The following is a 19,907-nucleotide window of genomic DNA, read 5'->3' as shown; positions in this document are numbered from 1 at the left end:
GTGCGCGGCGATCAGCCCTTGAGCCAGGCCTTGCCGAGAATCCGCGAGACCTGCTCGGCGGAGTAGGGTTTGGGCAGAAATTCGTAACCGTCGTAACCGCTGCGCGCCAGTTCTTCGCTGTAGCCGGACGTCAGGACCACCGGCAGATCCGGCCGGCGGCGGCGCAGCTCCCTGGCGAGTGCGACGCCGCTGATGCCTGGCATGACCACGTCGGAAAACACCGCATCGAAAGTGGCTGCATCAGCCCCCGCCAGTTGCAAGGCATCTTCGGCGTTGGTCGCCCATGTGGTTTCATAACCCAGGTCCTGCAGAATCTGGTTGGCGAAACGGCCGACATCCAGGTTGTCTTCCACCACCAGTACGCGACGTTTGACGTCCGCCGGCGGCAGTTCCTCCGCATCAATTTCTTCGGACTCCGCCGCCATGCTGGCGTCGACCTGCGGCAGGTACAACGTAAACACCGTGCCTTGGCCGACCACGCTCGACACATCGACGTTGCCTCCCGATTGCTTGGCAAAACCGAACACCTGTGACAATCCCAGCCCCGTGCCTTTGCCGAAATCCTTGGTGGTGAAGAACGGTTCGAAGATGTGATCGAGGGTTTGCGCGTCGATGCCGCCGCCGGTATCCGCCAACGCAATGGACACGAACGAGTTGTTGGTACCGGCATGGCCGCGAATCGGTGGCAGAGGCTTGTGACACTCAAGGCGCAGTTTCAGTTGGCCCTGGCCATTCATGGCGTCGCGGGCATTGAGCGCGATGTTGATCAGCGCGGTCTCGAACTGACTCAAATCGACGTGGATGTAGCAGGGGTGGTCCGGTCTCTCAACGCAAACGTGAATCTGCGCGCCGGTGACCGACTCAAGCATTTCACCGATGTTGGCCAGGCGTTCGCCGGCATCGACCACTTGCGGATTCAGTGGCTGACGCCGGGCGAAGGCGAGCAACTGACTGGTCAGCTTCGAGGCGCGTTCGACGGTATCGGACACCGCGCGCATGTAACGTTGCCGGCGGTCTTCCGCCAGATTGGGCTGGCGGAGAAAATCCACCGAAGAGCGAATGATCGTCAGCAGATTGTTGAAATCGTGAGCTACGCCGCCGGTAAGCTGGCCGATCGCTTCGAGCTTTTGCGATTGGCGCAACGCCGACTCGGCCTGGGCCAGACGCACGGTGCGCTCTTCGACTCGCTGCTCAAGCGTGGCATTGAGTTCTTCCAGTGCCAGCAGGCCCTGACGCACTTCCGCGTTGGTCCGGACACGTTCGATGTGCGCCCAGCAACGCTCGGTGACCTCAATCAAGAGCGCTTCTTCGAACGAAGACCAGGCGCGTGGCAGCCTGTCATGGATGGCCATCAGCGCGGTCAGTCGGCCTTGTTTGATCAGTGGCACACAAATGGTCGCGGTGATGCCGATGGCCTGGAATGTCGCCGATTCTTCGGGCGGCAGTTCGCTGCGATTGTCCTGGATGACCAGCGGCCGGCCGGCGTGCAGCAGGGTGACGGCTTTTTCGCCGAAGTCGCGCAGGCTGTAGTGCCCAACGATGCTCGGCGAGCCTGGCGCCGCGAAATCGCCACGAATGGTGAAGCCATCCTCGTCGGCGTCCATGTCGGCATAGGCGCAATTGGACAGGTGCAAATGTTCGACCAGCAGACGCGTACTGGCGGCGAGTATGGCTTGTGGGTCGTCCGAGTTTGCCACCGAGTTGCCGATCGCTTCCAGCACCGCAAGGCGCTGATTGAGAAACACGGTCTGAGTGGTTTCGGTGACGGTATCGATCATGCCGACGACGTGGCCGAAGGAGTCGCGAATCGGGCTGTAGCAAAAGGTGAAATAGGCCTGTTCCGGGCCGATCCCACGCTCGACGATCAGCGGAAAATTTTCGATGTAGGTAGCTTGGCCGCTGAACGCCGCATCGGCGATCGGGCTGATCTCGTGCCAGGCTTCTTGCCAGATTGCGCTGAACGGGCGGCCCAGCGCGAACGGCTTGTCACCGAGGATCGGCACGAACGCGTCGTTGTAGATCGTGATCAGTTCCGGGCCCCAGACGATTGCCTGGGGGAAGTGCGATGCGAGACTCAGCGAGACGGTGGTCTTGAGCACATCGGGCCAATGATCCAACGGGCCGAGGGGCGTGTTCGCCCAGTCGTGGCCTCGAATTCGTTCGGCCATTTCGCCGCTGTCTTGCAACCAATGAGTCATAGGGGGCGAGTCTTTCCTGGCGTCAGCATGTGAAGAAAGACCCTGCGCGTGGTATTTGGTTTCAGCACACCACACGCTTGTTTACACCGCAGAAGGTTTGGGTCGTCGCGCATCATGGCACGATGGGTCAGACAAAACGATTTGTGGCGAAGACGCAAACGCCTTCGCCACGGGTTTTTTGCGCGGTGTGTCACGCTTCGATAGAAGGGAAGTCAACATCCGTCAGCGCGGCGTTGTTCAAATAGTTGGTCAGGGTCTGCACCGCCACCAAGGCGATCACCTCAATGATTTTCACATCATCGATACCGGCAGCGCGGGCGGCGGCAATTTGCGCGTCGCTCAGGTGACCACGGCTATCGGTGAGCTGCCGGGCGAGGGCGGCGTAGGCATTCAGTTCGCCGTGACGCGCCGCGACGATGTCCTGCGTCGAAAGCCCTGCCTTGCCGGCGAACAGCGTGTGCGCTGCCAGGCAATAATCGCACCCGTTGACTTGCGATGTGGCGAGGTACACCGCTTCTTTTTCCTGGGCGCTCAAGGACGTCTTGCCCAGAATCGCGGAGGCTTGCACGTAAGTCTCAAGGGCCACTGGCGCCTTGGCCAGTGTGGTGAACACATTCGGCAGGAAGCCGATTTTCTTTTTCACGCCTTCCAGTACAGGGCGGGTGGCGTCGGTAGCAGTGTCGAGGCTGATGGGGGTGATGCGGCTCATGGTGATTCTCCGGATGTCCGGTGCGAAGCGCGCCGGCGATGGAGCAATATTAATGACGGGCCATGGCGCTTTGGCGGCAAATCGTCGAGGATATGCAGCAGATCGTCCAGTTATGCCTGCGGGAGTCGCCCATGGATCGCTTGTCCACATTGCTCAGCCATTTCGGCGTGAATGCCGGTACTTTTCACAGTGGCGCGTTTTGCGGAGTCTCCGAGCATGTGGGCGAGCCGGTCGGCCATGTGCATCTGTTGCGGGCCGGGGAGTTGCTGCTTAAACCTGGCAACGAACGCGAGATTCTTTTGCTTGAACCGTCGCTGATTTTCTTTCCCCGGCCGTTTGCCCATCGGATGTCTGCCGACGAAAGCATGCACACGCAGGTGGTCTGCGCGACGCTGACGTTTGACGGTGGTTCCGGCAACGCACTGGCGTCGGCGTTGCCCGATTATCTGGTGCTGAAACTGACGGACATTGCGCAACTCGGCGGCACTGTTGAATGGCTGTTTCAAGAAGCCTTCGAAGGTCATTGCGGGCGGATGGCGGTGATGGATCGGCTGTTCGAGTTGCTGGTGATTCTGCTGTTGCGCCATCTGATCGGCAGCCGTGAGCAGCAACCGGGGATGATCGCCGGCTTGGCGGACGCGCGTTTGTCCCGTGCCTTGAACCTGATGCATGAGCAACCGCAAACGCCGTGGAGCGTGGCCGCGCTGGCGACGGCGGCGAACATGTCGCGCGCCAGTTTCGCCGAGCAATTCCGGCGTGTTGTCGGGCAGACACCGGCCGATTATCTGCTCAGCTGGCGGGTCAGCCTGGCGCAGAAACGCTTGCGCGAAGGCAAACCGATTGCCCTGATTGCCGAAGAGGTCGGGTATGAAAGCCCGTCAGCGCTGGCCCGGGCGTTTCGGCGCAAGACCGGGCTCAGCCCTCGCGAGTGGAAGGCCGGTGCCTGAGCGTCACTTGGCGAATTTCTTCGCCCCGGCGACGCACAGAATCACCCCCAGCGTCACCGCGAGCATGCCGAGGCTGACCTGTTCATGCAGCAACGTTGCGGCCAGCGCCAGCCCGAAGAACGGCTGCAGCAATTGCAACTGACCCACCGCGGCAATTCCGCCCTGCGCCAGGCCGCGATACCAGAACACAAAACCGATGAGCATGCTGAACACCGAGACGTAAGCCAGGCACAGCCATGCCGAGAGGCTGATCTGACTGACCGAGGCCGGTGCCAGCCACGCGCTCAGCAATGCCATCAATGGCAGCGACAGCACCAGCGCCCAGCAAATCACCTGCCAGCCACCCAAGGTGCGCGACAGCTTCGCGCCCTCGGCATAGCCGAGGCCGCAGGCGATTATCGCCGCGAGCATCAGCAAGTCGCCGGCGGGCGAGGCGCTCAGCCCTTGGGCTAACGCGAAGCCCACCACCAATGCGCTGCCCAGCAACGAGAAGATCCAGAACACCGGCCGGGGCCGCTCGCCGCCACGCAGCACGGCAAAAATCGCCGTGGCTAACGGCAGCAATCCGACAAACACAATCGAATGTGCCGACGTCACGTGTTGCAGCGCCAACGCCGTCAGCAATGGAAAGCCAAGCACCACGCCCAGCGCGACGATAAACAGCGACAGCCATTGATTGCGCGCCGGGCGCCGCTCGCGAAACCACCACAGCAGGGCCAGCGCCAAAACGCCGGCAATCGCCGCACGCACCACCGTCAGAAACACCGGATCGAATTCCAGCACGGCCAGGCGCGTGGCCGGCAGCGAGCCGCTGAAGATCACTACGCCGATGAAACCGTTGATCCAGCCGCTGGTTTTTTCCAGAGCCGGGCTGGTCAGGTTCGAGGTTCGTTGCATGTCAGGTCGCGCTCGGAAGTGGGCTTGCGTTGCGCTCATCCTAGGATCGAGAATCAGCACAATCAAAAAATTGTCATGGATACATCTCGCATGCCGCGTTCCCGCTACAAAAACCTCGTTGATCGCTATGCCGCAGACATCCGATGTGGGCGGCTGGCGCCGGGTACGCGCTTGCCGACGCACCGGCAACTGGCGGCACAAGAGGGGCTGGCGTTGGTCACGGCGTCACGGGTCTACGCAGAGCTGGAGGCGATGGGGCTGGTCAGCGGCGAAACCGGGCGCGGCACGTTTGTTCGAGAAACCGTGTTGGCGGCGGGGCAGGGTATCGATCAGAAAGACGTGGCGGTGGGCATGATCGACCTCAATTTCAATTATCCGGCGTTGCCCGGTCAGGCCGAGCTGTTGCGCACAGCGTTGCGTCAATTGGCGTTGTCCGGAGATCTGGAAGCGCTGTTGCGCTATCAGCCTCACGCCGGTCGCACGCATGAGCGCGCTGCGGTGGCGCGGCATTTGGCGGCGCGCGGCGTGACGGTCGAAGCCGAGCAAATGCTGATCGTCAACGGTGCGCAGCAAGGTTTGGCCGTGACGCTGATGGCGCTGCTCAAACCGGGTGATGTGATCGCCGCCGATGCGCTGACGTATTCCGGCTTCAAGGTGCTGGCCGAGGCGCTGCATCTGGAAGTGCTGGCGATCCCGCTGACGGAGCACGGCCCGGATCTGCCAGCGCTGGACAAGCTTTGCCGCAGCCGATCGGTGCGCGCGGTGTACAGCATGCCTACGCTGCACAATCCGTTGGGCTGGGTCATGCCTCTGGAACAGCGCGAGCAACTGGTCGCGATTGCGCGCCGGCATGATTTGACCATCATCGAAGACGCGGCCTACGCATTTTTGGTGGAAAACCCGCCGCCAACCCTGATCGATCTGGCACCGGAGCGCACGTTCTACGTGTCTGGCCTGTCGAAAAACATCGCGACCGGATTGCGGGTCGGCTTCGTCGCGGCGCCGCTGCCGCAGGTGGCGGCGCTGGAACGGATCATTCGTGCGACAACCTGGAACACGCCCGGCGTGATGACCGCCATTGCGTGTGGCTGGCTCGACGACGGCACCGTTACCGTGCTTGAACAGCAGAAACGTCACGATGCCATGGCCCGTCAGGCCTTGGCGGCCGAGGTGCTGCAAGGGCTGCGATATATCGCCCACCCGGCCTCGTATTTTCTGTGGCTGCCGCTGCCTGAAGATGTGCGCGCCGATCAGATGGTTGTCGAACTGATGCGGCAGCAGATCTCGGTCACCACCGCCGAGCCGTTTTCGCTGTCAGCCAATGCACCCCACGCGCTTCGTCTGGCGCTAGGTTCGGTGGACATGGCGATTTTGCGTCAGGCGTTGATCACCGTCAGAACGATCGTCGGCGCTTATCTGTAAACTGCGCCGACGCCACAAAGCCAGTTTTGGACTGCTCAATGAAAACCACCACAACACTGATTCTCGCCTTGATCTTCAGCGTCAACGCTCAGGCTGACGGCGACCCTGAAGCCGGGGCGAAAATCTTTCCGCGTCTGTGCGGCGGCTGCCATCAGGTCGGCGAATCGGCGCGTCCCGGTTTCGGCCCACAGCTCAACGGCATCTTTGGCCGAGCGGCCGGGACGTCGTCCAACTACGTGTATTCCGAAGCGATGAAAAACTCCGGCATCACCTGGGGCCGCGACTCGCTGACGGCGTATCTGAAAGACCCGAAAGGCGTAGTGCCCGGCACGCGGATGATTTTCTGGGGGCTGAGCGATGAGGAAAAGCTGAACAATCTGCTGGCGTACCTGCAGACGTTTCAACCGATGCCCTGAGCCCGCTGCAATAAGGGGGCAGTGCCTGTGCTCTGGTCAAAACTGGTCGAGCACTTGCAGCGTTAGTCTGCACAGCAACTTCGCGCATCGAACGGTGCCGATCACGCCACCCGATTACGGCCTGCCGCTTTGGCCTGATACAACTGTTGGTCGGCACGCTTGATCAGGGCGCTGTGGCTGTTGTCCGCCGGGTCGGCGAGGGCCACGCCGATGCTCACCGTTACTTGTTCGACCATCGGGAACTGCGCCGCGGCGATGGCCACGCGAATCTTCTCGGCAACCGTTTCGGGGGTGTCCGGTTGGGCAATTTCCGGGAGCAGCACGGCAAACTCTTCACCGCCGTAGCGGGCGACGAAATCGGTGGTGCGCAGGCTCGTTTGAATCAGTTGCGCCAGTTGCTTGAGCACCTCATCGCCGACCGCATGGCCGTGGGTATCATTGATCCGTTTGAAGTGGTCGGCGTCGATCAACAGCAGCGCAAACGGCCGCCCGGTGCGGCGTGACAGCAGGGTGTACTCGGTGAGCTTTTCGTCGAAGCGACGTCGGTTGTAAACGCCGGTCAAAGCATCGTGAGTGGCCAGGCTCAGCAGTTCAGCGTTGGCCTGGGTGAGGGCGGCAGTGCGCTGGGCGACGGTGGCCTCCAGCGAAGCATTGGCTTGCTGCAGTTCGCGCTCCTTGGCGAGCAACGATCGCGTCATGGCATCGATCGACTGGCCGAGTTGGGCAATCTCCAGCACCGGGTGCTGTAACTGGAAATGCGCGCCGGGTTGCTGGTTCTGCACCTGCTTGGCCGTTTGCACCAGCTGTTCGATAGGGCGGCTCAGATACAGCGCCAGATAGTAGGCCACCAGACCGAACACCATGGCGGCAAACACACCCAGCACGAGCAATTTGTACAGCAGCAGACGCGCCGGTTGCAGCGCCGTTTCGAGCGGCTGGCGTACGGCGATCGACCATGACAGCGCTGTGCTCGAAGGCGTCGGCACGCTAACCATGCTGGTCAGGTAGCCATTGCCAACCGACCACCCTGTCGACCCCGCCTCATCAGCCGCCAATTGCTGGCCCATCAACGCTTCGGGGTAGAGCACTTTGCCGTCGTGGTCGATGATCAACGCTTCGATATCCGGCGCCGAGTTCTTGTGGGAAAGCGCTGCCGACTCGACGATCCGCGTCACCCAACTCCAATGCGCGTGGGCGCCGAGAACACCGATCACCTGACCATCGGCATTGTGGATCGGCGCGGCGAAGTCGATGAAACGCAGCGGTTCGCCATTTGCCACGCCGGGCAGCAATTTCGCCAGCAACACGGCCTCATGCGGATCGCCGGTGTATTCGCCGCGCATGCCCGCCTGGAACCACGGCCGTTGTTGTACCGACTGGCCGACCAGCAAATGGTTGATGGCTTGATGCACTTGTCCATTGGCATCGGTGACGCCCATCCACGCATATTCGGCGCGGGCTTCGGTGCGCAATTGCATCGACTTCAAGATCGCCGGGTTATCCAGGTCGCCGCGCTCCAGATGCGGCGCGCGGCTGAGCAGATATACCTCCAGTTGCCGTTCGCGCAATTGTTCGCCCAATAACGAAGCAGCCGAGCGGGCAGTATTGAGCAAGGCATTGCCGCTGGCCTGCTTCATTTGTTCAGTGGCGATATGGCCGACATAGAAGCCCACACTCAACAGCGTCAACAGGGACAAACCGGTAAACCAAAGGGTGAGATGGCTGCGCAGACTGGCTTTGAGCATGGGCGATGATTGTCTTTGTTTTGAGTGGCGCCATGGTATGCGACTTGACCGATGGGCTGCCAGCGAAGCGGCTGCTGAAACTTGCGCGCAGTGATACCAAAGCCGCGCGGCGACGCCGTGAACAACACCCAAGAAAAAGCCCGGCTGATCAGGCCGGGCTTTTTATGGGCGTGCGGTACCGCTAGCTAATCATGCGACGCGGCGTTCGATCAGACGATCAGAGCCACCTTCGGCAACGCGGCGTTCGATCAGACGATCAGAGCCACCTTCGGCAACACGGCGTTCGATCAGACGATCGGAGCCACCTTCAGCCAAACGGCTTTCGATCAATTTGTCCGAGCCGCCTTCGGCGATCATGGTGCGAGGCGGGGTAGCGGCGAAAGCGTTAACTGCGAAAACCGAGAAAGCGATGCTGAGAAGGATTTGGCGTTTCATGATCGTGTGCTCCGAGATGTTGTTGGTTTGTCTGGAGCCGATATTACGCTGCGGATTTTTTATGAGAACTTCATTGGCGTGATGGTGACTATCGACGCCAGCGATGTTTGCCATCCGGGTTGTCTCGCGAGCGAGCGTTCACTGCGGTGGGACAAACTCGGATTGTAAGTGCATCAGTATCCTGTGTGATTCTGTTAACAAATCCTGAGCACCAAACAAAAGAACGAATCGAGCGCCAGCCCTTGACGTGCGCGTGATTTGAAAGACAAGTCACGTTGGTCGGCGCACAAAGTTGTACGCAGATAGTTCGCCGTTGAGCCAATGATATTGCTATGTGTGTTAACTGTCTTGAGTTGATGTTTTTGTAATTTGAAAGTTTGTTCGGGTTCCTGTTGTCATGGGCCAATGCTGTCGCCCCTCGAAGCGCTGAAAGTTGCGAAACAAAGTTTTCAATTTCAGCACGCTCTCGTTATGTCGGGTGAATGAACGACCAGAACAGGAAGTTGAATGATGAGTAATGCTCAAGAGACGCTAGTCGACTCGAATGGATTTATGTCGGCCGCTGAATTTTCCGCAGTTACAACCTTGCTCGCTGAATTCTCCGATACCCCCGAATTTGAAAGCCTGGCGAAGCACTATGATGCTGTCAGGGCTATCGATGTAACGCTGGACAGACTGGTGCCAGTAAAACTGTTTCAGGAAACACTGGTTTCATTGATCAACAAAAAGTCGGCGGCGGTGCCCGCTGACGTTGCGCAATGTCTGCGTCGACTGGATAACTATGCCGCCAGGCTCGCCAATACGGTCGCGATGTTGTCGCCGACGTCCACTACCGTGCCAAACGTCATGCATTTCGTCTGGGTCGGGGGCAGTGAAGTCGGCCTCAATCAACGCGATTACATGAATATCTGGCGCGAGGTGCTCGCACCGCAGGGCTGCGTATTTAATCTTTGGTACGACAGCGATGCCTTGCTGGCGTTTGAAATGAACCGGGTCATCCTCGATAGCGCACGCGTTCACGCGATGGAGTCGGGCGGCAATCTTCTGACTGGCGCCAGCCAGCTGTCGCAACTGATCGAAGATCGCGCCCGGGTATTGAAACTGCAAATGTTCGAATGCCTCAATCAGCCAAAGTGGGTCGGACGGGCCGATGAAGCACGCATCGATCTGATGGTGCGCGCCTACGGCAAGGACCGCGCGACGCTGCAGGCCTTTCGCCAACAGTGCCTGGATACGCACTTGGCAATGGCTGGCAAGGATCTGCGGTTGCGCGATGTGCAGTCCGAATTCAAGACTCACTTGTTAGCCGATGTTTACCAGCGTGAAGTTGCGATGCGCGGCAATTTTGCTGCGGCGAGTGATGTCGTGCGGTTGCAGGCCGGGCATCTGGAAGGGGGGCGCTACAGTGACATGGATTATTTGCCGCCACTCAAGGACACACTCGGCGGGGTGGATATCCGCGGCTTTGACGGCGATGCGCGATTAGGCGTTTTGCAACTTTTGCTCAATCACAATACGGACTTGATGCCCGGTCGTGACAGCAAACGATACAAAGACAGAATCGGCAAGATACCTGCGCAGCATCAGCAGGCACTGCTTGCATTTGCCCAGAGCAAACCGCTTGTTCAGGATATTTTCGCAACTCCCGTGAACAGCCCTGTTCCGCTGGATGCCATTCGGCTGGGGACGGGTTATGGCGATCAGGCAAGGGGGGAAATGAATGCGCATTTTCTGACGCACCCCGGCAGCGCCATGACCCTGGCTTACATGCAAATGATTCGAAGCAACTATGACTGTCTGATGCAAGTTGAACAGCGTCTTGCCGCCGCGGGTATTGCATCGGTGGCTGATAGTCGAGCACTGGCGATTATTCAGAACGTGGTCAATGAAATGCAGGCGAGCGGGCGATTCCCGGGTTCACAGACGCACTTTTCATCCTTTCATCTCATAGAAGCGATCCATCAGTACTTCCAGGACGGTATCCGCATCGGCGCGCGCGGCACCATCACCCTTACCGGTCCGCGAGCGGCATTCCAAGGGGTAAGCAAGTATGTGGAAACGCATTTGCTCGCCGATCAGATTGATGCGGTGCGTCAGAAGTTAAAGTTGTTGGAGGGCTATAACGTTTTCACCGAAGAAGAAATGATTTCCGGCTGGACAGTCAATGACGATCCTGAAACCTGGCTGGCAAATGAAAAAAACAAGTGGGTTGATGGCAAGTTCAAATCCCGCTACGTCGGAAATCTGAATGACCTGCTCAAAGAACAAGTGCTCACTTTCAAACAAGGTTGGCCGGTCATCGATGGAAAACCGGTGCTTCTCACTTCGGTCTTGCAACAATTGATGGATGACTTGGGCGAGCCGTTCATCCACGCCATGAACGAAAAAATCAGTGGTGAGATCGTCTTCAATAAACGCATTGTTCTGAGCCTGGAAATGCGTCAGCTGATTCGCGACCAGAGCGTATTTGACTTGCCCGTCTCTGTCGGTGCGCAACCGTTCGATAACGTCAATGAATGGTTTTCGCGCATGGCCCACGGCGCGCTGACAATCGACCACATCAGTCCAATGATGCGGGTGGTTCTGGGTGGTGTTTTCGGCGCGCAGACACTCGACGCCGACGGTTTCGCTGATGCATGGCGAGATGCCTTGGAGATGGCCGTCAATACCGCCGACACGGGGGTGTTCGCGCGGTATACAGCGATCGAAAAAGCCTTGCGCGATCACGGTTTTGCAGCGTTCGAGAAAGGCCGTTCGGAAAAAGCAGGATCGATTGATCTGACTGCGCGAGAACTCAAGGCGCTGACTTTGGCCGAGCCACTCACGCTGAAACAATGGGGACTGCGGGTTGCGCAAATCGATCGGGTTACGCAACGCGATTATCACGGGCGGATTCTCAAGCGCGCAGCGACGGTGCGCGAGCAGTTTTTCCAGGCAGGAGCCGTGTCCGCCAAGCAAATGCCGCAGGACTTGCTGGGCCAGGTGGGCGGTGATCCGAGCCGTTATTGCTACCCGTTGGCGCTAATGATGGCCGCCGCGATGGGCGAGGGGGATGCGGGCGAGCGATCGATGGTGGGCAGGTTGTCCAACGCGGTTCTGCTGCCCGGTGATGCTGAATCACAGCTACTGATGATCGCGTTGAACGAGTTGCAGGACGTTGCCATGTCCGAGATCGGCACGCCGCACGGCACGCTGGATTTTGCTGATATCGGTCGCTTGCTCGAAGCGCAATCGCCGACCCGCGTGTTGCTGCTCGACAGTGGCAATCACGCGCTGCTGGTCGCGAAAGTTATGACGGCTGACGGACCTGTGTTTCGGTTCTTCGAGCCCAACTTTGCCTTGTACGGCTTCGACCGTTTACAGCCGCTCGAGATTGGCCTGCGGCGTTATCTCAATCACAACAGCGGTGAACTCGCCGGTTTGTATGGAATCTCCGCTAGCGAGCCACAGTTCAACGTGGTCGAGCTGGATATTCGCGCGATCAACGATCGGGTGCTGCCCTCCAATCTGCAGGTCGGACATTTTCTGCGCGACGCGCCGATCACCGACGCCCAAACGGTCAGTCTGTGGAAGAAACAGGCGCAGGGGCGCACCCGGTCTTTGTCGGAAAATGCTCGGTTGGGCGCCGGCCTCAGGCAACTGGAAAGCCGGTTCTGGGCCGCTGAGTTTGACGACGCTGTTGGTCTTCTGCGCCGTGAGCATCAGTTGGGACGCGAATACCTGCCATTGCTCGAATCGGTAAAAGCTCATCCGGACAAGGGCTACACGCTGCAGATGGTGGACGTGAACGCTCCAGACACCATCGTCAGGATCAACAGCGAAGACTCACGTCTCATGGCGCTCAGCAAACATCTGCAGCGTTTGGTGAAGGGCGCGGCCGGCAGGCAAACCGGGCAGGCCGATTCCGACGGTGGCAGCCGCTTGAGCTTTGCCTTCGCGATCCAGACGTTGATCAGCGAAATGCGTAGTCGCGAGTACCAGACCGGCGATAAAGCTGCACCGGCGTTGACGATAGCGCTGCAGATCCAGGTCTATGCGAGCTACGCGCAGCTAGGCTATGGCGTGGCGAATGATTCGTTGCAGATGGCCAACCTGGTTCGCCAGGTCGTGATGTCCGAGCAAGCCCTGCGGGTGCGTCAGGGTTCGATGGCCGGGGGGGTTGTCGCGCGCGCCAACACAGGGCTCGGCGTCGGTTTTTCACTGCTGAATATCGGTTTCAGTTCGTACAATCTGGCCCATGCGAGCAACCATGAACAGCGCTCGCGCTTCTCCACTCAATTGGCGTTTGATCTGGCTGCGCTGGGGCTGGATGTCACCGCCATGCTGGCTGGCGGGACTGTGGGGGCGGCGGCCGGCTTTCTGGCAGTGCCGTTGCTCGGGATCGGTATCGGCGTGACTGCGATTGCCAGCAACCTGGGGCAGATCAGGGACAAGGCCGAAGCCGTGGGCGAGCATCTGCGCAAGGCTCAGCAGGCATACGGACCTCGAGGCCATAGCTGTCGAGGCGATGTGCTGCGGTTCGAACCTGAGGCGGTCATCAAACACCTGGACCTGCACAATCATCGGATCGATTTCTCCAGCCAGAAATTCTACCCGATGGTGCGCGGTGGGCTTGAGCTGCCGCAATACATTGCGAGCCCGGATGAGTTGCACAGAGCGCTCGACATTCGCCAGGGCATGGGACTGGCGCGCAGCCTTGCGTTGACTGATGCGGCGTCGCAGGCCGCGCACACGGTTGTGTTGCCGTGTACGCCCATGGCTTTTTACGGTTACGAATATCAGGTGGGGCTGTCAGGGTTTCCGGGTCTGGACAACCGCACGGTCAGCAGGCTGGAATACGATGCCAGCGGCCAGCAGCGTTTCTACTTTACGGTCAACACCCCGTTCCCGCATATCCTGTACAAATTGCTACCCGTCCATCAGCCGACCCATATCGCCGTGACGCTTGGCGAAAAGACCCGGCAGTTGGTGATCCCCGAGTTTCCCGAAGAGTGGAAAAATCTCCTTTCGTATGCTTTCGACGCACAATCGTCAGGTCGGCGGCAGTTGTGGTTGACGCCCGGCCTGGTCGCGATTGACCTGCACACGCGCGGTGACAATGAATGGATTATCCATGCGCCCTGGGCCAATGAACTGCAATGTCGGCTGAAGGATGAAGGGCTGCGTATAGACGGCATTCAGATTCGCGGCACCCCCGATTGTATCGAGCTGGCCAATGGCGAATTTTTCCGGATTGACTGGCGGACTGAAAAGTTGCACCTCGTGTCGGTAAGCCTGAGCGACGGCATCTCGCTGGAAAGTGCGTTGCGCCGACTGCGTGAACGGCACAGCCGGGGTCAGGTACCAGGCGCTTACGTGCCGCTTTACCAGTTCAAACTGCCTTTCGCCACGGAACAAAATGCGCCACTCATAACGGCCTACCACGATGTTGTGCGCAACCGTCAACTCTATGCTCGCAACGCTCCTCACTTTGTTCGCCAAGGCATTGTGTTGGGCGCGGCCAATTCTCGCCATGCATGGTTCTATCACCCGGACCGGAGGACGATCTGGCGGGTTGGCGCTATTACTGGAACGGTCAATCACCGTTATCGCCTCGCGGGTCCAGAGGGTGGCTCGGAAATCATTGCCTGCGAAATGCGCGCCGACGGAATTCGGGTCTTGCAGCGACTTCTGGAGATCAGAGACGGCGTCACCACGACGTTGGAGTTTCACGTCACTGATTGGTCGGTGACGCTTGCGAGGATCACGCTATCGTCTGCCTGGGACGATTACACCCCCGACCGAGGTACGGATTACTGGCGCTCGCTGCTCGCGCGTTTGCGTGATTCTGACGATTATGCCGACGCAACGCCGAACATGGCGCCTGGCATTGCGTCGTGGGGCCCTGAGCCATTCATCGAAGTACGCTGCTGTATTGGTGATGACTTGCGTGACCTGATCTGGCTCAGCGCCGGTGACGCTCGCTATCACCGCTTGACCAAGGATGTCGGCATGGGCATGGACACCGTCATGCTTCCCAGAGCCGATGGCTGGGCCTTCGAAACGCCGCTGTTTTTCAGCCAGCAGACGCAGACATTGCGTCGCGGTGTCGGCGGCGGCAACACCGGTCCGGTCACGCCTGGCGAAGTGCTTGAGCGCGACATCATCAAGATCAACATGGCCGGCGGGCAGCTCATGGCGACCCGTTCCGATGGCAAATTGTTCGAGGTAACGCGCGACGGGTCGCTTCACTACGTTGGCCTCGGGCCGGACTGGTTCGCACAATACACGGACTGGATCAGCGCGCTCGCCGAGACAGCAACTGAACCTCAGTCGACGGCTTGTGCCTTGATAGGCCTGAGTCGCGCCTCTAACACCGACTACCTCGGCGCATGGGCCATTGGCCGGGATTTCCTTTTGGCGGAAATGGACGGCGGCAAGGAGTGGTTGCTGCTGGGCAGAACCCCGGACGGCAAAGCGGCGTGGCTGCACGATAAACGGAGCGGGCAGGTTTATCGGCAAGCGTTGATCGACGCAGACGCCATGCGTACGGCATTCGCCGGCGGCACGCAATTGATCGATCCTCGGTCACTGCCGCCGGCGGAAAAAGTCTGGTCACGCTGGGCATTTTTCGAGGTTTCGTTTGACGGAGAAGGATTGCTCGCGCAGACCTTCGATGGCGTCAGCCTGCAATTGCGTGACGGCCTGCCGGCGGTTGCCGTGAGCGTAAATAATCAATGGTTCAAGCGAAACGGTCGCACCGCCGAAGAACGGCAGGAAGATTTGCGCATGCTGCTGCGCACGGTGGCGCACGCTCCGGTGTTGGTCATCGAGCAGACATCGGGCCGGTATCAATACTACACGCCTGACCAGGGCCGCCTGCTCGAAGTCGAGGCCAAGCGTGATGGTCAATGGGCGGTTTTCCTCGGCCTGTTCGATGGCGGCGAGCCGCTGCTGTTCGATCCGGCGCAGGAACAGGTCAGTCGCTATCAATCAACAGGCCGGCTCGACCTCACAGACAGTTTCGCCAGCCGCAGTGACGACGTCTTGTCGTTGCAGGCGAATGGTGATGTTGAAGATTTGCTGGCCTTTCTGCCCGACGGGGTCAGCAAGCTGATCCTGAGTTACAACCGGCAGACGACAACCTATCGCCTATCGGAAGACGTCTGGCAGCGATTGGATTGCATCGTCATCGATCGACAGCCTGTTGCGCGCGACCAGACGTCGCAGCCGTGCACAGTGCTGCTGGACATGGCGTCCAGTGAGCGTCTGTTGATGTCGAGCGTCGATGGACACTGGGTGCTCACCGATCCTGATAACGCGCACAGCGTTATTGTTCGCGGCGTTTCGGCGGAAGAGGGGGCGGCGCCAGCGCTGCAGATCGGGATGAAAATCGCGGGCGAAAATCAGCTGCTCACGCCTGAACAATGGTTTGAAACGCTGTCTCAGACCGAAAGCGAACGCACTGCGCCGGCACTCGGAGAGGTCGTCCGGCAGATCATCTGATCGAGATCACAAAGAGTGTGAGCACTGGATCCATAATGTAGGAGCTGCCGAAGGCTGCGATCTTTTGATCTTGAAAAACCAAAGGAAAACATCGCAGCCTTCGGCAGCTCCTACAGGGGGGCGCGGTTGCTTCGGCAGATTCAGCGACCCGCCGATCATCTGCCGGGTCGAGTTTCCTGCACAAATAGTGTGAGCACCGGAGATCCACGAATGTAGGAGCTGCCGAAGGCTGCGATCTTTTGATCTTGAAAACCAAAGCAAAAGATCGCAGCCTTCGGCAGCTCCTACAGGGGGCGCGGTTGCTTCGGCAGGTTCAGCGACCCGCCGATCATCTGCCGCGCAGGCAATCTGAAACAGGTAGCCATCCGCGTGTGGTGCCTGCTTCAAGGTGTACCACTTATCGGAAAACCGCATCTACCTGTCAGATATGCCAGTACCGCCAACCTGCGAATTCCTTTCTGATAGCTCCAGCACTTCTTGACTGCAGCCATCACCAAAAAAGGAGCTTCGCCATGAACACTCCGCTGGATAACAACGAGATATTCGCTTTACGACCGCCCATCATCACCGGCAGCACCGTATTACGAACACCAGAACACTACCATGGCGGAATTCCAATACGCGCCGTCGAAGGGGATGTGCAAGTCCGTGTTGACCCTTGGGTGAATATGGATATCGGCGACAGATTCGATATGTATGTGAACAATCCGGACCATGCCGTGTGGGGCGAGGAGATCGGGCAGGAGCAGGTCAATCAACCGCTGATTTTCCGAATCGCACGAGGTCATTTCGTCGAGGGAGCTGCAGAGATTTATTATCGCGTGACAAGGACATCACAGGCCACCGAAACTTCCAAACCCATACTGATCATGTTGGTCAAGCTGCAACGCCCCGGCGGCTTCGATGACAACACCGAAGAAGGTCATTCCGGCCTGACGTTCACCCTGCTACCTGACCTGTCTAACGGGGTCACGCCAGAAATTGCCGATCGCGGCGTTCAGATGCAAATCGCCCCGTACGAAAACATCGCCACCCATGATTCCATCATTGCCCGTTGGGGCAGTCAGGAGGTGACTTACTACCCGGTGACCCAACAGCAGATCGACGACCCGGTCAATCACCCGATCCTGATTGAATTCACCAAGGAAGTCATCGCACAGCATGGCGACGGCCCGGATGTGGCAGTGACCTTTCAAGTGATCGATCGCGTGGGCAACTATCCGGATGAGCGCGCGCCGTGGGCGAAAATCCAGAGAGTGCTGGTGGATGTTGCGGGCAACCGGTTACGTGCCCCGGTGATAGTGGTCAACGGCCGCCCGGTCACCGCGATCGACCTAGAACAACTGGGCGAAAGCGATGTCACCGTGCTTGTCTACACGCAACCAGCGGACTTCAACGAAGGGGATCGGATCAGGCTGACCTGGACCGGCATGCCATCTCAAGGTCAACCTATTGTCGTGGAGCCTCCAGAGCAGTGCGTCGAGTCTGTGCATTTTCACTATGAATTCATGATCCCCAACGCATCAGTCAAGGCCCTCGCCAAGGGCTCAGCTTCGGTGAGCTACGTCCGCGTGAGAGACGAAGCAGCAGATCGTCCGTCGCTGAAAGCCAGCGTCAGTGTCCGCGGAGATATCAGCCGACTTGCAGCGCCGACGATAGACGAGGCATCTGGCGGGACTTTAAACCCGGACGAGCCGTGGGCAACGTGCCGAATCCCCTGGTCTGCCGGCTTCAAGCGTAGCGATCAGGTGACCGTGGTCTGGGAGGCCGTTCGCCCCGGTGGCAGCACGGAGTATTACTCGGATTCGCGCTCCATTGGCAGTCACCCGGAAAACACACCGATCTCGCGCAGCGTGAGCAATGCCGTCATCCAACGCTTCAACGGTTTGCGGGTTACCGTGTATTACTCGGTGGCCAACGACGACCTGATGTTGCAAAACGTGCGCGATTCATTGCCTTTGTATGTGCAAGTCGGCATCACGTTGCCACAGTTTGTTGCGCCGCAAGTGGACGAAGCTCAGGACGGCACCCTCGATCCGGAACGCGTGCCGCCTGCGGGAGCAACGTTGACCGTGCCGCATCGGGATACGCTGGCCAAAGACCGCGTGACCTATCACTGGCGCGGTTCAGCCAGTGGCGGCAGCACCAGTGACTTCGTCGACCTGACGTCTCACTCGGCAGGCCAACCGGTGAAATTCACGGTAGCGAAAAATTATGTGACCGCCAACCTCAACGGCAAGGTCGTGGTGACTTACACGATCAAGCGCGAGGGCCAATTGCTGGGAACATCCGCCGAACTGGCGCTGAACGTCGGCAAGGCGCACGCCGAAGTGCCACCGCCAACCGTTGTCGAAGCCCCGGATTACGTCCTCGATCCCAATCAGTATCAGCAGGGTTTCACCGTGAAGTTCGATACTTCGAAACTGCAGCCTGAGGATGAGATCGAACTGACGGTGCTGGGTCGCGCAGGTGACGGCTCGACCATGCCGGAACGCAAGAGGGTCAATGGGCAAACGCAGTTGGACTTCCCGATTGTCGCCGCCATCACCGGCGCCAACCTGCGCAACAACGTGCGTCTGAATTACAAAACAATCCGGGGTGGGCAGCAATCGCCTGTGATGACGCAGCTATTGAACATCGGCGATTTGCTGCAACAAAACATGCCAAGGCCAGGGATCGAAGGGTTTGACGGTGCGGAACTGCAGATCGGCTCGATCAAGGACGACAGCAAAGTGCGCTGCGATCAATGGCCGTTTCAGCCTCCGAAGTCGCCGATCTGGTTGAGCTATGTCGAAACCCGTGCTGATGGGAGTTCAAGGACTAAGGATCAGTTTGTGGCAGCGACGCATGATCAGGGGGCTGGGCTGAGTTATACGGCTGAAGTGGCGTGGCTGCGCGAATGCAAGGCAGATTCGAAAGTGGCGATTGTGTTGAAGGTGGGGTTGTTTGGGGAGGCTACGGTGGGGGATGCGGTGGAGTGTCAGGTCAGAGTTTATTCGGTGAAAGCCGGATTGGATGACCTGACAACCTTCACAGATTTTGACTGGAATGGGTGGACATTGCCCTATGAATATAAATCACAGATAACGCGGTTGGCTGGAGAGTACTTTGTTGAATCAGTGAGACACTCCAACGGCTATCAAACTGTCTGGATGCAAAAAGCATTTACGGTTGATATCGGTAAGCAGTATGCGTTCAGTTTCGACTATCAATCTCCAGTTGCCGTCCCTCTTTCCATCTTGCAGAACGGGAACGATGTATATAACGGATGGATCCCAGAAAGTGACACCTGGCAGGCCAAAACTGTGAGCTTCTACGCAGGGACAACGCCGACAGCATCGCCAATGATTTTGGTGTTTTACTTGGGTGGTCCTACATCCGTTGTGAAAATGGACAACCTTCGTTTAAGAAAAATCTGAAAATAGCGCTCCGCTTCCGGTTGCATCTAAACAGCCATCACGATCACTCGTGATGGCTGTTTTGTTCAATGCCCAAAAACATTCACCTTCTTCGCTTTCTTCTCCGCCCGCTTCTCAATCGCAGTCTTCGCCGGTTTCTTCTTCGCGGCTTCCTTTGAATCCATACCTTTGGAAGTGTTCACTGAAATATCGCTATTGCCAGCAAACCGTCTCCCAATCTTTCACTACGGTAGA

9 protein-coding genes and 1 pseudogene are annotated in these 19,907 nt (G+C 58.8%); 5 read left to right on the top strand and 5 right to left on the bottom strand.

The genetic code is table 11. From position 1 onward, the window contains the following. Window positions 1-11: 11 nt before the first annotated feature. The gene (locus EL257_RS16565; RefSeq protein WP_126364430.1) at window positions 12-2,198 is read right to left on the bottom strand and encodes a GAF domain-containing protein; all 2,187 of its coding nucleotides are present in this window, start codon (window positions 2,196-2,198) and stop codon (window positions 12-14) included. Window positions 2,199-2,388: 190 nt separating this feature from the next. Further along, window positions 2,389-2,907 carry a carboxymuconolactone decarboxylase family protein gene (locus EL257_RS16560; RefSeq protein WP_126364428.1) on the bottom strand — a complete coding sequence of 173 codons (519 nt, stop codon included), beginning with the start codon at window positions 2,905-2,907 and terminating at the stop codon, window positions 2,389-2,391. 131 nt (window positions 2,908-3,038) lie between these two features. Here EL257_RS16560 and EL257_RS16555 point away from each other — a divergent pair, with 131 nt between their 5' ends. Continuing rightward, a complete protein-coding gene (locus EL257_RS16555; protein WP_126364427.1) occupies window positions 3,039-3,854 on the top strand; it encodes an AraC family transcriptional regulator in 816 nt (271 codons plus the stop codon). 3 nt (window positions 3,855-3,857) lie between these two features. Here the strand turns inward: EL257_RS16555 and EL257_RS16550 are convergent, their stop codons facing one another. Continuing rightward, window positions 3,858-4,751, bottom strand: a complete 894-nt coding sequence (locus EL257_RS16550; protein ID WP_126364425.1) for a DMT family transporter — start codon at window positions 4,749-4,751, stop codon at window positions 3,858-3,860. A 90-nt stretch (window positions 4,752-4,841) separates the two neighbouring features. Here EL257_RS16550 and EL257_RS16545 point away from each other — a divergent pair, with 90 nt between their 5' ends. Together EL257_RS16545 and EL257_RS16540 are read left to right on the top strand one after the other, a co-directional pair. Further along, window positions 4,842-6,173 carry a PLP-dependent aminotransferase family protein gene (locus tag EL257_RS16545; protein WP_126364423.1) on the top strand — a complete coding sequence of 444 codons (1,332 nt, stop codon included), beginning with the start codon at window positions 4,842-4,844 and terminating at the stop codon, window positions 6,171-6,173. A 38-nt stretch (window positions 6,174-6,211) separates the two neighbouring features. Further along, the gene (locus tag EL257_RS16540) at window positions 6,212-6,589 is read left to right on the top strand and encodes a c-type cytochrome (protein WP_126364421.1); all 378 of its coding nucleotides are present in this window, start codon (window positions 6,212-6,214) and stop codon (window positions 6,587-6,589) included. Between the two features lie 101 nt (window positions 6,590-6,690). On the opposite strand, the gene EL257_RS16535 is transcribed toward EL257_RS16540, so the two are convergent. Both EL257_RS16535 and EL257_RS16530 read right to left on the bottom strand, forming a co-directional pair. Further along, entirely contained in the window at window positions 6,691-8,334 is a 1,644-nt protein-coding gene (locus EL257_RS16535; RefSeq protein ID WP_126364419.1) for a sensor domain-containing diguanylate cyclase, read from the bottom strand. Between the two features lie 192 nt (window positions 8,335-8,526). Next, a pseudogene (locus EL257_RS16530) lies at window positions 8,527-8,769 on the bottom strand (hypothetical protein); the annotation flags it as partial. 678 nt (window positions 8,770-9,447) lie between these two features. Between EL257_RS16530 and EL257_RS16525 the strand changes: the two are divergent. Further along, window positions 9,448-16,254 carry a TcdA/TcdB pore-forming domain-containing protein gene (locus EL257_RS16525; protein ID WP_172604491.1) on the top strand — a complete coding sequence of 2,269 codons (6,807 nt, stop codon included), beginning with the start codon at window positions 9,448-9,450 and terminating at the stop codon, window positions 16,252-16,254. Between the two features lie 512 nt (window positions 16,255-16,766). Continuing rightward, the gene (locus EL257_RS16520) at window positions 16,767-19,673 is read left to right on the top strand and encodes a hypothetical protein (RefSeq protein WP_126364413.1); all 2,907 of its coding nucleotides are present in this window, start codon (window positions 16,767-16,769) and stop codon (window positions 19,671-19,673) included. The last annotated feature ends 234 nt before the right edge of the window (window positions 19,674-19,907 follow it).

Origin of the sequence: Pseudomonas fluorescens (assembly GCF_900636825.1) — a bacterium.
GTDB classification, from domain to species: Bacteria; Pseudomonadota; Gammaproteobacteria; order Pseudomonadales; family Pseudomonadaceae; genus Aquipseudomonas; species Aquipseudomonas fluorescens_BG.
The sequence above is the reverse complement of the archived record's forward strand: the minus strand, read 5'-3'. Positions and strand labels throughout refer to the sequence as shown.